The 16,273-nt window shown below is 62.5% G+C and carries 17 protein-coding genes and 1 tRNA gene; 9 read left to right on the top strand and 9 right to left on the bottom strand.

The features are described 5' to 3' along the window. The first annotated feature begins 8 nt into the window (after nucleotides 1-8). Nucleotides 9-1,457: an aromatic amino acid lyase gene (locus NKH06_RS01330; protein WP_352891925.1), complete on the top strand. Its 1,449-nt coding sequence runs from the start codon at nucleotides 9-11 to the stop codon at nucleotides 1,455-1,457. A gap of 240 nt (nucleotides 1,458-1,697) precedes the next feature. Here the strand turns inward: NKH06_RS01330 and NKH06_RS01335 are convergent. The 3 genes from NKH06_RS01335 to NKH06_RS01345 form a co-directional block, all read right to left on the bottom strand. Continuing rightward, nucleotides 1,698-1,783: transfer RNA gene (locus NKH06_RS01335), tRNA-Leu, on the bottom strand. A gap of 284 nt (nucleotides 1,784-2,067) precedes the next feature. Beyond that, a complete protein-coding gene (locus tag NKH06_RS01340; RefSeq protein ID WP_023812168.1) occupies nucleotides 2,068-2,733 on the bottom strand; it encodes an outer membrane protein in 666 nt (221 codons plus the stop codon). Nucleotides 2,734-2,826: 93 nt separating this feature from the next. Beyond that, complete coding sequence (locus NKH06_RS01345) at nucleotides 2,827-3,678, bottom strand: alpha/beta fold hydrolase (protein ID WP_352891927.1); 852 nt, start codon at nucleotides 3,676-3,678, stop codon at nucleotides 2,827-2,829. Nucleotides 3,679-3,827: 149 nt separating this feature from the next. Between NKH06_RS01345 and ade the strand changes: the two genes are divergently transcribed. Continuing rightward, complete coding sequence (gene ade, locus NKH06_RS01350) at nucleotides 3,828-5,636, top strand: adenine deaminase (protein WP_352891928.1); 1,809 nt, start codon at nucleotides 3,828-3,830, stop codon at nucleotides 5,634-5,636. Between the two features lie 161 nt (nucleotides 5,637-5,797). Here ade and NKH06_RS01355 read toward each other — a convergent pair whose 3' ends face one another. Beyond that, nucleotides 5,798-6,961 carry an alpha/beta hydrolase gene (locus tag NKH06_RS01355; RefSeq protein ID WP_352891929.1) on the bottom strand — a complete coding sequence of 388 codons (1,164 nt, stop codon included), beginning with the start codon at nucleotides 6,959-6,961 and terminating at the stop codon, nucleotides 5,798-5,800. Nucleotides 6,962-7,104: 143 nt separating this feature from the next. Further along, complete coding sequence (locus NKH06_RS01360; protein ID WP_352891930.1) at nucleotides 7,105-8,178, bottom strand: alpha/beta hydrolase; 1,074 nt, start codon at nucleotides 8,176-8,178, stop codon at nucleotides 7,105-7,107. A 416-nt stretch (nucleotides 8,179-8,594) separates the two neighbouring features. Between NKH06_RS01360 and ilvA the strand changes: the two genes are divergently transcribed. Further along, complete coding sequence (gene ilvA, locus NKH06_RS01365; protein ID WP_352891931.1) at nucleotides 8,595-9,851, top strand: threonine ammonia-lyase IlvA; 1,257 nt, start codon at nucleotides 8,595-8,597, stop codon at nucleotides 9,849-9,851. After that, nucleotides 9,848-10,414 (top strand): DUF1697 domain-containing protein, encoded by a 567-nt coding sequence (locus NKH06_RS01370; protein WP_352891932.1) that lies wholly within the window; start codon nucleotides 9,848-9,850, stop codon nucleotides 10,412-10,414. The genes ilvA and NKH06_RS01370 overlap by 4 nt, the downstream gene beginning before the upstream one ends. Before the next feature lie 8 nt (nucleotides 10,415-10,422). On the opposite strand, the gene NKH06_RS01375 is transcribed toward NKH06_RS01370, so the two are convergent. Further along, entirely contained in the window at nucleotides 10,423-10,713 is a 291-nt protein-coding gene (locus NKH06_RS01375; RefSeq protein WP_352719991.1) for a DUF2218 domain-containing protein, read from the bottom strand. A gap of 146 nt (nucleotides 10,714-10,859) precedes the next feature. Further along, on the bottom strand, nucleotides 10,860-11,300 hold the full coding sequence (gene gloA, locus NKH06_RS01380) for a lactoylglutathione lyase (RefSeq protein ID WP_127291474.1): 441 nt from the start codon (nucleotides 11,298-11,300) through the stop codon (nucleotides 10,860-10,862). A gap of 238 nt (nucleotides 11,301-11,538) precedes the next feature. On the opposite strand from gloA, the gene NKH06_RS01385 reads away from it, so the two are divergent. The 3 genes from NKH06_RS01385 to NKH06_RS01395 are packed head-to-tail and all read left to right on the top strand — an operon-like array spanning nucleotide 11,539 to nucleotide 13,487. Continuing rightward, the gene (locus tag NKH06_RS01385; protein ID WP_352891955.1) at nucleotides 11,539-12,114 is read left to right on the top strand and encodes a cold-shock protein; all 576 of its coding nucleotides are present in this window, start codon (nucleotides 11,539-11,541) and stop codon (nucleotides 12,112-12,114) included. A gap of 24 nt (nucleotides 12,115-12,138) precedes the next feature. Next, a complete protein-coding gene (locus tag NKH06_RS01390) occupies nucleotides 12,139-12,699 on the top strand; it encodes a DUF192 domain-containing protein (RefSeq protein ID WP_352891933.1) in 561 nt (186 codons plus the stop codon). 20 nt (nucleotides 12,700-12,719) lie between these two features. After that, the gene (locus tag NKH06_RS01395) at nucleotides 12,720-13,487 is read left to right on the top strand and encodes an alpha/beta fold hydrolase (protein ID WP_352794441.1); all 768 of its coding nucleotides are present in this window, start codon (nucleotides 12,720-12,722) and stop codon (nucleotides 13,485-13,487) included. 33 nt (nucleotides 13,488-13,520) lie between these two features. Here NKH06_RS01395 and NKH06_RS01400 read toward each other — a convergent pair whose 3' ends face one another. Beyond that, nucleotides 13,521-14,123 carry an HD domain-containing protein gene (locus NKH06_RS01400; protein ID WP_352677334.1) on the bottom strand — a complete coding sequence of 201 codons (603 nt, stop codon included), beginning with the start codon at nucleotides 14,121-14,123 and terminating at the stop codon, nucleotides 13,521-13,523. 147 nt (nucleotides 14,124-14,270) lie between these two features. On the opposite strand from NKH06_RS01400, the gene cysE reads away from it, so the two are divergent. Continuing rightward, on the top strand, nucleotides 14,271-15,119 hold the full coding sequence (cysE, locus tag NKH06_RS01405; protein ID WP_013531333.1) for a serine O-acetyltransferase: 849 nt from the start codon (nucleotides 14,271-14,273) through the stop codon (nucleotides 15,117-15,119). Nucleotides 15,120-15,269: 150 nt separating this feature from the next. Beyond that, nucleotides 15,270-15,473: a DUF3126 family protein gene (locus NKH06_RS01410; RefSeq protein ID WP_013531334.1), complete on the top strand. Its 204-nt coding sequence runs from the start codon at nucleotides 15,270-15,272 to the stop codon at nucleotides 15,471-15,473. A gap of 62 nt (nucleotides 15,474-15,535) precedes the next feature. Here the strand turns inward: NKH06_RS01410 and NKH06_RS01415 are convergent, their stop codons facing one another. Further along, nucleotides 15,536-16,261, bottom strand: coding sequence for a hypothetical protein (locus NKH06_RS01415; protein ID WP_352439924.1), 726 nt, complete (start codon nucleotides 16,259-16,261; stop codon nucleotides 15,536-15,538). Nucleotides 16,262-16,273 lie beyond the last annotated feature (12 nt).

Genomic DNA, 16,273 nt, shown 5'->3' on the forward strand with positions numbered 1-16,273 from the left:
TGTGAAACATGCCAGTTAGCCTGTCGACGCGTGAGGACATCAACCTCGACACTGTTTTCCGCGTCGCCTGGAAGAAGGACACGGTGGACATCGACGAGAAGGCCTTGCAGCGCATCGCCGAATGCCGCGCCTCGTTTCTCAGGCTGATTGAATCCGATCCGCCACCGGTCATCTATGGCGTCACCACCGCCATGGGAGAGCTGGCGAGCCGCAAGCTCGAACTCGACGAGCGGGATCGCCATGCGCGCATCAAGGCGTTTGCCGCCGCCACCTCGTTCGGCGATCCCTTGCCGGATCGCGTGGTCAGGGCGATCGTGCTTGCCCGCCTGACGAACTTCATCGAGGGCAACGCCGCCACCTCGCCACGCATCGCGCTTGCCGTGGCCGCAATGCTCAATGGTGGGCCGATGCCAACAGTGCCGGCCTCGGGCCAGGGCGGCGCCGGCGAAATCCTGGCGCTCTATCCGCTGTTTGCCGAGCTTTCGACGCGCTTCGATCTCGAGGTCAAGGAACGCGGCTCGCTGATCAACGGCTCGCCCTGCGCTGCAGCCCTCGTAGCGGACGCGGCGCTCGCGGCGCGCCGCCGGATCCGCATGGCGCAAAAAGTGTTCGCGCTGTCGATCGAGGCGTTTCGCGCCCCGCTCGAACACTATGACGCCGCCCTCGATACGCTCTGGGGTGATGAGCATGAGGCCGCGGCCCTGCAGGGTTTGCGGGAATTTCTGGTTGGCGCCGGCGATGGGCGACGCAATTATCAGGCGCCGGTCAGCTACCGCATCGTGCCGCGCGTCCTCGGCCAGGCGCATCGTGCGCTGTCGTCGGCCGAGCGGGCAGCCAATGTGTCGCTGGCCTCTATATCGGACAATCCGGTCTATATCCCGCCCGAAGATGCACATCCGCTCGGCCGCTGCATCTCGACCGGCGGCTATCACAACGCCATGGCGACGCCGGCGCTGGATGATCTGGCGGCGATATGGGCCGACATCTGCCTGCTTTGTGATCGCCACGCCTCCAAGCTGCTCAACGGCAAGGTGTCGCTGCTGCCCGATCTTCTGATGACCGGACGACACTCGGCCGACAGCGATGGCCACGGCAGTGTCGGCTACGTGCCGATGGCGATCACCGGCTATCTCGAGCAGGCCAAGCTGGCGGCGCAACGTACCTTCATTCCGGGCACGGAATCGGCCGGTGCGGGGCAGGACGACGTCGCCACGACGGCATTCTTCGCATGGACCAAGGAAGCGACCGCCGGCCGCTGCGTCGATGCCGCCATGGCGATGCTGGCGATGATCGCCTCGCAGGCGCTGCACGTCACCGAACGGACGCCGCCGCCGGCACTGCGCTCCTTCGTCGATCAAATCAGAGCTATCGTGCCGCCTGTCGGTGCCGATCGTGTGCTGGGGCCTGAGCTTGCCAGGCTGGCGGAATGGTTCACACAGAAAGTGTTCGAGGCGTAGAGATGCCAACAAGCCCTGGCTGGTGAAATTGGTGCGCCTGAACGGATGAAATTCGAACCGGTCCTCCTTGGCCAAGGCTTCGGAGGACGCTCCTTTGTCTAAGCGGTGTCGCGCCTTCAGGCGACCCGCTTCAGGTCTTTGTCTTTGTGCATGTCGCTCTCCCAAAACCGAGGTCACTTTGGGCGACATGCACTAACGAGCTTCAGGTGGCCCGCCACCCCAAGCTCGAAGAGCGAAGGCTGGTGCGGACGACGGGAATCGAACCCGTACGATCAGAGATCGAGGGATTTTAAGTCCCTTGCGTCTACCAATTCCGCCACGTCCGCAGGCCAGCCCTTTTCAGACGCCTGACACAGGCCGTCAAGTCGTGTTGTTGAGCGTTCGCCGAACGTGCAAACAGACGGGGCGGCTTGATGATACTGGCGCGATCACGGAATTATCGGCGCGGCGGGTAGTGGTAGGATGCCTGTGTGGTGGATTTGATCTGCCAAGGCCGGCGCCTCTCAGGCCCAACCCATTCCCCCCGCCCACTGGGAGCGTCGGCCACCCTTCCATGAAAGAGCCCTTTGAGTGGTTGCCTGGTCCGGCAGCGTCGCGATTGTGGCCCTGCTCAGAACTTGTAGCTCAAATTGATGCCTACCGTGTTGAGCTTCACGTTCTGATCGCGATCGTTGAAGGGTTCCGCCACGTCGTAGTGCTCGGAGCCGAAATCATAGTAGCGATACTGTGCGCCGACGACGAACTTGTCGGTCAACGCGTAGTCGACGCCGGCACCCACGGTCCAGCCGACATTCGTGCGCGTGCTGGCGAACGCCGGACCCGCGACTTGCGATGTTTCGATGCCGGCAAAGGCGACGCCGCCAATGCCGTAGACCAGCAGGCGATCCATGGCGTAGCCGGCCTTGGCGTTGACCGACCCGAACCACTTGATGTCGGTGCCGAATGTGCTTCCCAGCGCCGATACCGTCGTGCCGCCGACCGAGGAATAGTTGAGGTCCGCCTCGGCGCCGAGCACCGCCTGGTTGAACTGCCACAGGCCTGCGACATGGCCGCCGACAAAACCGCCGTCAATGTCGGGCGCGATGGAAAACGGCGCGCCTTCTGTCACCGATATATCGGATTGGCCCCAGCCATAGCCGGCCTGCAGACCAGCGTAGTAGCCCGTCCAGTCGAAGCCGGGCGCGGTCATAGGCACGTCGACCGCTGGGTCGGCTGCAAAAGCCGGCACGGCCAGAACGGCAAGAAAACCGGCACTTGCGACTATCAGTCGACGCATCGAACTCCCCAAATGACGATTCAGAAAGGTCCTCGCCAGAAGGATAACCGCATTCGCCGCAATCGCAATCCCCCTGTCGCCGCACAGAATCCTCTATTTGGCGTCGATGAAGTCCAGCACAGCCTGGCTATATTCATCCGGCGCTTGCAGCATGGCGAAATGACTGGCGTTGGGCAGGATAATCAGCTTCGCGCCCGGGATGACGGAGGCGATATATTCGGTGTGTTCGCGCTTGATCGCTTCGTCATGGTCGCCGGCAACGATCGCCGTCGGCGTGGTTATCTCAGCGAGCTGCTCCTTGGTCCACGCCGGCTCGGTCTCCCACATATGGCTCATCTGCGCCACGAAGGCGTCATACTGGTCCGGTGTTTTCGACATCTTCTTGTATTCGCGGCCGGAGCGGTCGATGTAGGCGGCAAAGGTCTTGTTGGTCATCACGCCCGGATCGACGCCGTCGGTGGTTACGTTGGCGGCTTGCGCAAAGAGCCTTGTCAGCCGCTCCGGATGATGCAGTGCGATGTCGATACCGATAATTCCGCCATCGCTCCAGCCGACGAGCGCGGTCTTGTCGATCTTCAGGTGATCGAGCAGCGCCAGATAGTCCGACGCCATCAAGTCATAGCCATAGGGCTGCTCGGTGCGGGTGGAGCGGCCGTGACCACGGCTGTCGGCGACTACCACCTTGTGCGTCTTGGAAAACGTGGCCACCTGGCTGGCCCAGATGTCGGCGTGGCCGAGGCCACCATGGATGAGCAGCACGGGGTCACCCGCTCCGAAAACTGCGTAGTACATCTGGATGCCGTTCACCGGCGCATATCCGCTCTGATCGGGTTTGGGCATGGCCGCAGGCTCCGGCAAGGTCTGCCAACGTTCCTCGGCGGCGGCAAAAGCGCTCGAGGCGGCGAACAAGATGACGATGGCGAACGCTTTCCAAAAACGGGTCATGTTTTTTCCCTCATATGGTTCGGTCCGCGGTCAGCATCGCCTTCCAGCCGGATTAGTCAACAAGCCCGGCCTGCGCGGCGTGTCGGACCGACGGCTCTGGCGGCGCCCGCCGACATTTGCGAGACTGGCGACAACCGAAGGAATCGCCAATGACGAAAGCAACGCCAGCAAAACCCAGACCGTGGACCGAGATGGCGACACATCTGGTCGATGTCGCCATGGGGCGCAAACCCGCTGACCTGGTCGTCCGCAACGGCCGTTGGGTGAACGTCCATTCGGGCGAGATCATCGCCGGCACCGACATCGCCATCGCCGGCGGTCGTTTCGCTTATTGCGGGCCGAACGCCAGCCATGCCATCGGCCAGGGCACCAAGGTGGTCGACGCCGGCGGGCGCTATCTGGTGCCCGGCCTCTGCGACGCGCATATGCATGTCGAGAGCGGCATGGTGACGGTGACCGAGTTCTGCCGGGCCGTTATTCCGCACGGCACCACCTCTATGTTCATCGACCCGCACGAGATCGCCAATGTGCTTGGCCTGCCCGGCGTGCGGCTGATGCATGACGAGGCCGTCGCCATGCCCATCAACGTGCATGTGCAGATGCCGTCCTGCGTGCCCTCGGCGCCCGGGCTGGAACATGCAGGCGCCGAGTTGACGGTCGCCGATGTCGCGGAGGCAATGAGCTGGGAAAACATCATCGGTCTTGGCGAAGTGATGAATTTCCCCGGCGTCGCCGCCAACGATCCTGTCATGTCGGGCGAGATCGCCGCAACGGTGAAAGCGGGGAAAACGGTCGGCGGCCACTACGCCTCGCGCGATCTCGGCCTGCCGTTCCATGGCTATGCCGCCGGCGGTCCCGAGGACGATCATGAGGGCACACGCGCCGAGGATGCCATCGCCCGTGTGCGCCAGGGCATGAAGGCGATGCTGCGGCTCGGCTCGGCCTGGTACGACGTCGCCTCGCAGATCAAGGCGGTGACGGAGAGCGGCATCGACCCGCGCAATTTCATCCTGTGCACCGACGACAGCCATTCCGGCACGCTGGTCCAGGAAGGCCATATGGACCGCGTGGTGCGCCACGCCATCCAACAGGGGTTGAAGCCGGTGACGGCGATTCAGATGGCGACGCTCAACACCGCCCAGCATTTCAGACTGGAGCGCGAGATCGGCTCGATCGCGCCGGGCCGGCTGGCCGACCTGCTGATCGTATCGGATCTCGCCGCAATGACCATCGACGAGGTCTATGCACGCGGCATCAGGCTGGCCAAGGGCGGCAAGCTCGAAATCGATATTCCGGCCTATGATTACCCGAAGACGGCGAAGAACACCGTCAAGCTTGGCAAGAAGCTGAAGGGCGGCGACTTCGATATCGTTGCTCCCAAAGGCGCCAACGAGGTGCGGGTGCGTGTCATCGGCGTCATCGAGAACCAGGCGCCGACGCGGGCACTGGAGGCCGATCTGCCGGTCGAGGACGGACTGGTCGCCATGGATCGCCGCAACGACATCTGCCAGATCGCGCTGGTCGAGCGCCACCGGGGCACGGGTGGCGTCACCAACGCCTTCGTCTCCGGCTTCGGCTACATGGGCGACTGCGCCATGGCGTCCAGCGTGGCGCATGACGCCCACCACATCATCTGCGTCGGCACCAACAAGCAGGACATGGCGCTGGCCGTAAACCGTCTGGGCGAGGTCGGTGGCGGCGTCGTGCTGTTCTCCAAAGGCAAGGAACTGGCGCTGGTCCAAATGCCGATCGCCGGGCTGATGTCGGACGAGCGGGCGGAAATCGTCGCGGCCAAGGCCGAGAAGCTCACCGAGGCGATGCGCAAGATGGGCTGTTCGCTGAACAACGCCTACATGCAGCACTCGCTGCTGGCGCTGGTCGTCATTCCCGAACTCAGGATTTCCGATGTCGGCCTGATCGACGTGACGACATTTCAGAAGGTCGATCTGTTCGTCTAGGATTGTTGATATTCAGGCCATGCCGGCCTGCAAGTAGCGATTTTCTGCGCTTCCGGTGCTCACGTACTTAAGTACGCTCCGCTCCGGTTCTCGAAAACCACCACTTTCGGCTCGGCCTGACCCGAATCTCAACAATCCTAGGGCCAATGTCGCCCGCCGGTTCACCCGCCGGTGGCGATGGTCAGCACCTTGAACGGCGTGGTGATGACGATCTCGGCGACCGAGCCGACGGCCTTTCCGAGGCCCTGGCCGAGATTGTTGAGCTGAGTCGGGACGGGCTCGTCCGAGGCAAGGCCGGCAGGCGCCCGCAGCCGGTCGCCCAGCAGTTGCACCAGCATCGGGTTGTCGGCGAATTTGGCGTGGTTGAGGCGGTCACCGCCCTTGGCCTGGGAAAGGTCGACCACCGACACGCCATAGCTGGCGAGGTCGGCCGCATCGCCGTAATCCCCGACGCGCGGCTTATCGCCCGAGATCAGGGAGGACAGCTTGAGAGCCCGGTCATCCGCCGAGAGCAGGATGGCGAATGGCTTGTCGGGTTTGCCGTAACGGATCATCTGTTTCTTGAACACGTCGACATCGATGTCGGGTGAGGCCAGGATGACGTAGCCGAGTTTGTCGTCGAGATCGCGATCGCCGGTGATGGCAAGCTGGCGCAGCGCCTCCATGGTCACCCAGGTCCCCATCGAATGGGCGATGATGTCGATGCTCTTGACCTTGGTCTTGGCCAGCATCCTGAGCGTCGCCTCGAGGTCGTCGCGCGCTGCGTTGGCGCTTTCCTTGTCGTAGATGTAACCCGTGGTCTTGCCGCTCGAAGCCCACGAGAACAGCACCGGCGTGCCGGGATATTTCGTATCGTGGGCGATCTGCGTCAGCCGGTAAATGCCGTCATCGAAGCCATTGTTGAAACCGTGCACGAAAACCAGCGCACGGTCGCCGCGCATGGCGATGTCGGCACCAACCGCCTTGGCGAATTGCGGTGCGCCTTCGTAGAAGGTGACGTCCTTGGCGGTGAAATCCTTGGCCGGATTGCTGTTTGCCGATCCCTTGGCCCGCTCGATGGCGCCGACCTGATGGCTTTTCGGAACGGTGACGTCGACGCGGGCAAAGCTGGTGGTCAGCGAGCGATCGCCGTCGAACACTTGCCGCGGTTCCTTGGTTGCCTTCTGGCGGGTCGTGGCGACGAAGATCTCATGCGTTGCCGCAATGTCGGACGCGGGCACCGAGACCGTCGTCCTGTTGAGCAGGTCATGCGTTTTCCCGCCGGCGCAGCCGGTGACGGCGAGCGCGAAAGCAACGACGAGGTAACTCTTCGAACGCACGGTCACACGCCGGCTCCCGCAAAGGGGGACGTCAAACGCATGACGCCGCTGGCTATTCCGATAAAGCCAGAGGCCGGCGCGGTCCAGTCCAAAGTGAGTCCATGCGTCAGCAACGGCGAGCAGGCACGGCAAAAACCGCGGGACCGCATCTATTGCCCGAGCAGGCCGATGCGGTCGGTCACGTCACGGTCGCTGGCAAAGCCGTCATCCTCGCGCAGCCGCTGGCCGATCATCTTCACCAGCGTTGGATTGTCTGCGAATTTCGTATGGTTGAAGCTGTCCGATCCCTTGACCTTGGAGAGGTCGACGACCGTCACGCCGTAGGAGGCAAGATCGGCGGCATCCTTGTAGTCGCCGACGCGCGGCCGCGAACCGGCGATCAGACCGGAGAGCCTCAGCGCCCGATCGTCGTCCGACAACAGCAGGAAGAACGGCTTGTCGGGCTTGCCGTAACGCCGCATCTGGCTCTTGAACACATCGACATCGATGTCGGGCGAGGCCAGCACCACGTCACCGAGTTTGCCGCCGAGATCGCGATCGCCGCTGATGGCCATCTGGCGCAGCGTTTCCATGGTGACCCAGGTCCCCATCGAATGCGCGACGATGTCGATGCGCCGCGCGCCCGACTGCTCCAGCATCCTGAGCGTCACTTCCAACTGGTCGCGGGCAGCACTGGCGCTTTCCTTGTCATAGACATAATCCCTGGTCCTGGCGCCCGATGCCCAGGAAAACAGCACCGGCGTGCCGGGATAGCCGGAATCATGGACGATCTGGGTCAGGCGATAGACGGCGGCGTCGAAGCCGGTGTTGTAGCCATGCACGAAGACCATGACGCGGCCGCCACGCGCCGCGATGTCGGCGTTGAGCGCGCTGGAGAATTTCGGCTGCGTGTCGTAGCCGACGACCTCGGAAGCCATGAAATATTTCGCCGGGTCGTCCGACTTGCCGCGCGAGCGCCGCTCGATCTGGCCGGTCTCGTGCAGCCCCGGAACGGTAACGTTGACGCGGGCATAGTTCAGCGTGGCAGACCGCTCGCCGTCGAAAACCTTGTTGGGATCGTCGGATTTCTTGCGCGTCGTCGCGATGAAGATGCTGTGATTGCCGGCGATCTCCGTCACCGGAGCGGACACCATGGCGCTACCCAGCAGTTCCTGTGTTTGCGAGCCGGCACAGCCGGCGACGAACAAGGCTAGGACAACGGTAAAGATCTTCTTCAAAGGCACGCTTGAAATTCCAACTCCGGCCGAAAGGCCTGTCTACCCCCGCGACACCTCCCGGACAGCCAGAGTGCGGCAGAACTAAGTCGTGTCCAGTCGAAATGTGATCAGCGCCCGATTACAGCCATCGCAGTGTTGCGCGAAAGCCAAAATGGCGGGAGGAACGGCGGAATGTTGGAAAAGGGCAGCACCCCCGGGGTCGGGCGGCTGATTCAATACACATCAACAAGTGCTTACAAACACCTGAGAGAAATATAAAAATACCCGTTTCTGAGAAGCATCAACGGCCGGACAATGGTGTGGCGAAGCCGGATATGCGATAGGCGGGCTGGCTACGCGAAGGCAGGACGCGCAACAAACAGCCAGCGCGGCCCGATAAATACAGAAATCCGCGGACAACATACGGCGCGAGGTGGTTTCCAATGAACAGTTTTTCTTCTCGCGTCGCTGCCGCTGCCGCCGCGATCCGCCAGATCTTCCCGGAAACGCCGCTGCAGGAAAACGACTATCTGTCGAAAAAGACCGGTGCTCGGGTGCTGCTCAAGCGTGAGGACTTGTCGCCGGTGCGTTCCTACAAGATCCGCGGCGCCTTCAACTTCTTCCGCAAGACGCTTGCTGCCGGCAACGAGGCCGAACTGTTCGTCTGTGCGTCCGCCGGCAACCATGCGCAGGGCTTTGCTTTCGTCTGCCGCCATTTCGGCAGACGAGGCGTTGTGTTCATGCCGGTGACGACGCCGCAGCAGAAGATCGACAAGACCAGGCTGTTCGGCGGCGATTTCATCGAGATCAGGCTGGTCGGCGATTTCTTCGACGACTGCTACCGCGCCGCCTTCGAATTCACCGAGAGCTCCGGCGCCCATATGGTGCCGCCCTTCGACCACAAGGATATCATCGAGGGGCAGGCGACCGTCGCCTATGAGATATCAGACCAGATGCCGGGCGCCCGCATGCCCGACATCATCATGCTGCCGGTTGGCGGTGGCGGGCTTGCCGCCGGCGTCACCCATTATTTCGCCGATCAGGGCAGGGACGCACGCTTCGTCTTCTGCGAGCCGGCCGGTGCGCCGAGCCTGCGCGAGAGCCTCGCTGCGGGAAAACGGCTCAAGCTCGCCAAGGTCGACAATTTCGTCGACGGCGCGGCGGTGGCCGAGATCGGCCGCGAGCCGTTGCGGCATCTCAAGGATTTTCCGGCCGACACGGTGCGGCTGATCCCGGAAAACCGGCTCTGCGCCACAATGATCGAAATGCTCAATGTCGAAGGCGTCGTGCTGGAGCCGGCCGGCGCCCTGGCGATCGATGCGCTGAAGGATTTTTCGAAGAAGGAGATCAGGGGCAAGACCATTGTCGCCGTGGTTTCGGGCGGCAATTTCGATTTCGAGCGGCTGCCGGACGTTAAGGAGCGGGCGCTGCGCTTCGAGGGGCTGAAGAAGTATTTCATCATCCGCTTCCCGCAGCGGCCGGGCGCGCTGCGCGACTTCCTCGAACTGCTCGGTCCCGACGACGACATCGCCCGCTTCGAATATCTGAAGAAATCGGCGCGCAATTTCGGTTCGGTGCTGATCGGCATCGAAACCAAGGACCATCGCAATTTCGACATGCTCAAGGCGAATTTCGAGGCCGAGGGCGTCCAGTATCAGGACATCACCGACAACGAGACATTGGCCGGGTTCATCATATGAGCGGCAAGGAGGCAGGAAAAATCTTCGTCGCGCTGTTTTCTGGTATCAATGTCGGCGGCAACCGCATCGTCAAGATGGCGGAGCTGCGGTCGTTCTTCGAGGATCTCGGCTTTTCCGATGTCGCCACCTATGTGCAGAGCGGCAATGCCGTGTTCCGGGCGAAGAAGGGCGACGCGGTGACGCTGACGAAGCAGATCGAAGCAGCCTTCGAGAAGAAATGGGGTTTCCATTCGCGCATCATGGTGCGCGATCTCTCATGGTTCGAGCGGTTGGTGAGCGAAAATCCGTATCCGGAAGTTGCCGCGGACCACACGAAGCTGCACGCCTATGTGCTGGAACGCGAGCCGACCGCCGATGAGGCGGCGCGGCTGGCCGAAAAGTGCACCGGCCCCGAACGCTTCGAGATCAAGGGCGATGTGCTCTACCTCAGCGCACCGGACGGGCTGGGCAAATCGGTGTTTGCCGGGCTGATCCCGCGCACGCTGAAAGTGCCGGGAACCGCGCGCAATTGGCGCTCCGTGCAGGCGTTGCTGGAGATGGCCGCACACGCCGGTGAGAAGTAGGTCACTGCCTAGGCGGAGGTGGGTTTCCAGTCGAAGGTCAGCTCTTCGCGGAAAGCAAAGCGCTTGATGTGATCGGCGACAACGCTTTCCAGGCGCTCGATCGATCCTGCTTCGTCAGTCGACACCGTGATATGCAGCGTTGCCGCATCGGCATCCATGACGGTACGGCCCATTGAGAGATCGATGGTGCCGTGGGTGGGATCGAACTCGACCGGGAATTTGTGCGCCCAGTGCTTGCACAGCTGCTGCAGGTAGCGGCTGGCATGTTCGGTGGCGACGTCGGCATGGCTGGTCGGCATGAATTCTCCTGGGCAAGCGCCTGTTGCGTGGCCGGGGCACCGGCCCAAGCCTGGCGCCTCAGCCAGACAGATAGGCGCCGTCCCTGAAAAACCAAACAGTACCGGGCCGTCAGACTGCCATTGTCCGCTCAAGACAGCGTGATCGGCTACCAGCTTCCGGTGTTCGCCATCGAAGCCCATGGTTCGGCCTTGGCCTTGGCCGGGCCTTTCTGCAGAAGCTCGATCGAAATGCCGTCCGGCGATCTGACGAAGGCCATGTTGCCGTCGCGCGGCGGCCGGTTGATGATGACGCCATTGTCCATCAGGTGCTGGCAGGTGGCGTAGATGTCGTCGACCTCATAGGCGAGGTGACCGAAATTGCGCCCGCCCTTGTAGTCTTCCGGGTCCCAATTGTAGGTCAGTTCGACCAGCGGCGCCTTGTCGGCGATGGCGCTTTGTTCGTCTTCGGAGGCCGCGAGGAAGATCAGCGTGAAGCGGCCTTGCTCGTTTTCGTAGCGGCGCACTTCCTTGAGGCCGAGCTTGTTGCAGTAGAAGTCGAGCGAGGCATCGACGTCGGTGACGCGGATCATGGTGTGCAGATAGCGCATGTGATTTCCTTGATAAATTGCGTTGCGGCGCAACATAGGGTCGGCCCTGTCAAAGGGCAATCGTGCGGCGGTGCGCAATGCCGGCAAAGAACAAATCCGGTATTGCCCAAATGAACCGTAAAAAAAGGCACGGCAGGTCTTGCACAGACCGGAAGCCGCAGTGTTAATCTGTTGGCAAGAATCAGTTGCGGTGTTCTTGAAAAGAGGGGGCATTCTTATGGGGGAAAAGGCCTCTTTCATGGGGCGGGACGGACCCCTTGGCGACGCCCCGCAGCGTGACGAAGGCGGCGACGCCGCCGACCTGCGAGAAATTGCCGGCGCCATCAAGTGGTTCGATGTGGCCAAGGGCTATGGTTTCATCCTCCCGGATGACGGCATTTCGGGCGACATCCTCCTCCATGTGACATGTCTTCGAAAGGACAGCTTTCAGACGGCCCTGGAGGGCGCGCGCGTGGTCTGCCTTGTCAAACATGGCGACCGCGGATTGCAGGCCTTCCGGGTGCTCTCCATGGACCTCACCACCGCGGTCCACCCGGCCGAGATGCAGGAGCAGCGCACCCATGTCGCGGTGACGCCGGAGAGCGGTCTCGAACGCGCCTTGGTGAAATGGTTCAACCGCACCAAGGGGTTTGGTTTTCTCACCCGCGGCGAGGGCACCGAGGACATCTTCGTCCATATGGAGACCTTGCGCCGTTACGGTATCACCGAGCTTCGGCCCGGACAGGTCGTGCTGGTTCGTTTCGGGCGCGGCGACAAAGGCCTTATGGCCGCCGAAATTCACCCCGATATGGGGACCTTGCCGGTCTCGCACTAGGGCGTTTCCGGCCGAGGATTTCGAATGGCTTACAGGAACTGGCTGACCGCGGGCGCGATGTGCGCGATTGCCTTCATCGCCGCCGCCGGTGGTTACTTCTATTCCGAAAAGCCGACCTCGGCGGACAGCCGGGCGATGATCCTTCCGGCCGATCCGGCGCCACTGGTCGTGGTGACGAAAGGCGGTGATCGCTCTTTTTCCATCGAAGTCGCCGACACCGCCGCGGAGCGCGAGGCCGGCTTGATGTACCGCCAGGACATGGCGGACAACCACGGCATGCTGTTCGTCTTCGAGGTCCAGCAGCAGGTCGGCTTCTGGATGCACAACACGCCAATGCCGCTTGATCTGATTTTCGTCGGCCAGGATGGCAAGATCCGGGCGGTCAAGCACGGCGAGCCGCAATCGGACGCCGTCATTTCGCCCGGCGTACCGGTGCGCTTCGTGCTCGAGCTCAAGGCCGGCACTGCCGCCAGAAACGGCATCGAGTATGGCGACCTTTTGCGCCACCCGGCCGTGGGCACGGTATCCGGCCCCGGCATGCCACCAGCCGACAATGGCGATGCGTCGAATGGCGGTGGCGGTTGAGCACACAGGCGGGATCGCAGATGCAGTCTTTCACCCATGACGGCTTCGAGCTTGCCTTCCTCGACCGCCAGCCGGCATCGGGCGAGGGCGATCCGGTGCTGATGATCCATGGCTTCGCCTCGAGCCATTATGTCAACTGGGTATCGCCCGGCTGGTTCAAGACGCTGAACGATGCCGGTTACCGCGCCATCGCCTTCGACAACCGCGGCCATGGTTCGTCGTCGAAGAGTTATGAGGAGGCCGACTATACGCCGGTCAAGATGGCCTCGGATGCCGCCGCGTTGCTCGGCCATCTCGGCATCGAGCGCGCCCATGTCATGGGCTATTCGATGGGTGCCCGCATCGCGGCGTTCATGGCGCTGTCGGATCCGGACAAGGTGGCGACGCTGGTCTTTGGTGGCCTCGGCATCGGCATGATCGATGGTGTCGGCGATTGGGATCCGATCGCCGCGGCCCTGCTTGCCGATGATCCGGCCGCGACCAGCCATCCGCGCGGCCGGTCGTTTCGCGCCTTCGCCGACCAGACCCGCAGCGATCGCCGTGCATTGGCCGCTTGCATCGCCAAATCGCGCGAACTGCTGAGTGAAGAGGATATTGCCCGTATCGCCCAGCCGACGCTGGTCGCTGTCGGCACGACCGACGACATTGGCGGCTCGCCCGATGAACTCGCGGCGTTGATGCCGAACGCCAGGGCCTTTCACATCGAGGGCAGGGACCATATGCTGGCCGTCGGGGACAAGACCTTCAAGCAGCGCGTGCTGGAGTTCTATGCCGAGAATCCGCTCTGAGCGGACGGTGAGGGACGCGGGACGTGACTGCCCTCAGCCTGTGGTGAGAGCCGCCAGCGACCGCGCCATGTTTTCCCGGGCCTGCCGTTCAAAGCGTTGCCGGAATTCCTCGGTGTGGAAAATGTGTGGGCGGGCGAGGAAATTCTTCAGCACCGCACTGCGTCCGGCTCGCCACATCGGCTCCTCCACCCAGTGATACTCGCGCCGCACGGCGCGCTCATAGGCGTCGAAGGCGTCCGGCGCGGCTCCCAGGATCGACAGGTCCATATCCAGAAACAGACTTGCGTCCCGTATGGCCGCCGCGTCGTCGAACGGCGGCACCTGATGCGTGGCGGTGGCGACGATCATTGCCGAGATGCGGTCGAGACGTGAAGAATCCGCGCGGCCCGCCAGCTCTTTCTCGGCAAGGGCCGCACTTTGCGCCTCATTGTCCTTGGCCTTGCTGTCGTAGATGGCATCGTGGAACCAGATCGCCGCTTCGATCGCCTCGGGGTCGCCGAGCAACCTTCGACAGTCGCCAGCGAGCGCCAGCATTGCCTCGATATGGGAAAGGTTGTGATAGTGGCGGCCTGGCGCCCGGTAGAGAGCCGAAAGCTCGCTTTTCAGCGCGTCGTCGATCAAGGGTTCGTTTTCCATGGCTGCTTGAATTCCCGCGAACCAAATCCATTTGACAAAGCACTAAGGAAAATTGAGTTCAATCGTGCTATGATCTGGCTTATATGTGCGGCCGGGCAACAGGCAAGCACTACAGGCAAGCCAGGCAGGACGCAGGACCAGACGGCGATGAACAGCATCAGCATTTCCCGACACAGCGCATTGAAGCCGGTCGATCCGATCTGGCGTTCGATCCGCGACGAGGCCATGGAGGCTGTCAACCGCGACCCGCTGCTCGCTGCATTCCTTTATTCGACCATCCTCAACCAGGACAGCCTGGAGGAGGCGGTCATTCATCGGCTGGCCGAGCGGCTGGCGCACCAGGACATCGGCTCCGATCTCATCCGCCAGACCTTCAAGTCCATGCTGGCCGACGACAAGGAGTGGCCGACGACGGTGCGTGTCGACATCCAGGCCTATTACGATCGCGATCCGGCTTGCGACCGCTTCATCATGCCTGTGCTCTATTTCAAGGGTTTCCACGCCATCCAGACCCATCGGCTGGCGCATTGGCTGTGGAACCAGGGGCGCAAGGATTTCGCGCTCTACCTGCAGAGCCGCTCGTCCTCGGTCTTCCAGACCGACATCAACCCGGCCGCCCGCATCGGCAAGGGCATCTTCATCGACCACGCCACCGGCCTCGTGGTCGGCGAGACCGCGGTCATCGAGGACGACGTGTCGATCCTGCATGGCGTGACGCTGGGCGGCACCGGCAAGGCCGGCGGCGACCGCCACCCCAAGATCCGCTATGGCGTGCTGATCGGCGCCGGCGCCAAGATCCTCGGTAACATCGAAATCGGCCATTGCTCGAAGATCGCGGCCGGCTCGGTGGTGCTGTCGCCGGTGCCGCACAACAAGACGGTTGCCGGCGTGCCGGCCCGCGTCGTCGGCGAGACCGGCTGCGATCAGCCGTCGCGCCAGATGGACCAGCTTCTACCGTCGCAGACGATGGATCAGGTCGTCAGTTTCGACATCTGATTTTCACGGCGCCGCCGTCTGCTGTCGAATTCCGGCCGCGGGCAGGAGCGGGCGGTTGTCTCGCCTTATCAGGCCGCTTGCCTTTACATCGCCATTGTCGACGTGCCAGAAGCGCGTTGAACGAGCAAGCCTGATGATCGGAGAAGACTGTTGAAGCCGGACGAAATCAGAAAGCTGGACGCCTATTTCAAGCGCGTCTTCCAAAACCCCAAGCTTGAGGTCAAGGCACGGCCGCGCAAGGATGATTCGGCCGAGGTCTATGTCGGCGACGAATTCCTCGGCATCGTCTTCAAGGACGAGGACGACGGCGATTACAATTTTTCGATGGCAATTCTCGACATCGATCTGGCCTGAGCCAGCAAATCTTGCGGTCGGTCGGCTCATGCGGCCGGCCAGCCGGTTCCCTCGAAGCGTTCTTAGCGTCCCGCCTTCAGAACGCGCCCGGCTTCAGTGGCGATTGCCGCGTCGAGCGCCTGCCAATCGCCCAAAAACTCCCTTGGGAAGCGATAGGTGAGGCTGAGTTCGTCGCCGACCTGAATGTCGCGCTCGCAAGGCGCCAGCGATTGCTCGGCACTCGGCCCGCTCAGGCAACGGGCCACGAACGGCTCCTTGCCGGGGCGATTGCCGACAACCAGCACCTCGTTCAGATAGCCTGATTTCTCGTTGAAACCATAAATCATCGTGCCGCCAGGCCCGGCAATGCCGGGTCGGGTGATCAACGCGCTGTAGATCGGCGTGAAGCGGCCACTCATGTCACGCGACATCATCTGCTGTTCGAAGGACAGAAAGACGACGCTCTTGACTGTGCCCGTGTGGTTGAAATCGTTGCGCGCCGGCTCGCTGTAGCCGTCCATCTGGGGATAGCGCAGATAGAGGTCGAGCCGCGAGGCGATGCCGTCGCGCCGGGCTTGGGCGAAACGGATGGCGTTGGCCGGGACCGTGATGACATTGTTGCCGATCACCACTTGGTGCACCGTTGCGTCGTCGGTGTATCCGGCCATGGCGATCGAATGGCCAAACCATTTGCCGGCAAGGCTGATCGCTGCCGAAAGCAGGGCCAGCGCCGCGAATCCGTAGAGCACCCGCTTCATCAGCCTGGAATCGACCACGGTGAGTTCGTTGGCGAGCGCTGCCTGCTTCATCTCAGTCCTCGA

This window comes from Mesorhizobium sp. M1342, from assembly GCF_040317955.1.
Classification (GTDB): domain Bacteria; phylum Pseudomonadota; class Alphaproteobacteria; order Rhizobiales; family Rhizobiaceae; genus Mesorhizobium.

Coding starts and splice junctions, on each gene's coding strand:
- NKH06_RS01345 (WP_352891927.1), bottom strand. CDS start 3,678: ATGACCCGTTTTTGGAAAGCGTTCGCCATCGTCATCTTGTTCGCCGCC.
- NKH06_RS01385 (WP_352891955.1), top strand. CDS start 11,539: ATGGGGCGGGACGGACCCCTTGGCGACGCCCCGCAGCGTGACGAAGGC.
- NKH06_RS01415 (WP_352439924.1), bottom strand. CDS start 16,261: ATGAAGCAGGCAGCGCTCGCCAACGAACTCACCGTGGTCGATTCCAGG.
- cysE (WP_013531333.1), top strand. CDS start 14,271: ATGAACAGCATCAGCATTTCCCGACACAGCGCATTGAAGCCGGTCGAT.
- NKH06_RS01390 (WP_352891933.1), top strand. CDS start 12,139: ATGGCTTACAGGAACTGGCTGACCGCGGGCGCGATGTGCGCGATTGCC.
- NKH06_RS01400 (WP_352677334.1), bottom strand. CDS start 14,123: ATGGAAAACGAACCCTTGATCGACGACGCGCTGAAAAGCGAGCTTTCG.
- NKH06_RS01395 (WP_352794441.1), top strand. CDS start 12,720: ATGCAGTCTTTCACCCATGACGGCTTCGAGCTTGCCTTCCTCGACCGC.
- NKH06_RS01340 (WP_023812168.1), bottom strand. CDS start 2,733: ATGCGTCGACTGATAGTCGCAAGTGCCGGTTTTCTTGCCGTTCTGGCC.
- NKH06_RS01330 (WP_352891925.1), top strand. CDS start 9: ATGCCAGTTAGCCTGTCGACGCGTGAGGACATCAACCTCGACACTGTT.
- ilvA (WP_352891931.1), top strand. CDS start 8,595: ATGAACAGTTTTTCTTCTCGCGTCGCTGCCGCTGCCGCCGCGATCCGC.
- gloA (WP_127291474.1), bottom strand. CDS start 11,300: ATGCGCTATCTGCACACCATGATCCGCGTCACCGACGTCGATGCCTCG.
- ade (WP_352891928.1), top strand. CDS start 3,828: ATGACGAAAGCAACGCCAGCAAAACCCAGACCGTGGACCGAGATGGCG.
- NKH06_RS01375 (WP_352719991.1), bottom strand. CDS start 10,713: ATGCCGACCAGCCATGCCGACGTCGCCACCGAACATGCCAGCCGCTAC.
- NKH06_RS01370 (WP_352891932.1), top strand. CDS start 9,848: ATGAGCGGCAAGGAGGCAGGAAAAATCTTCGTCGCGCTGTTTTCTGGT.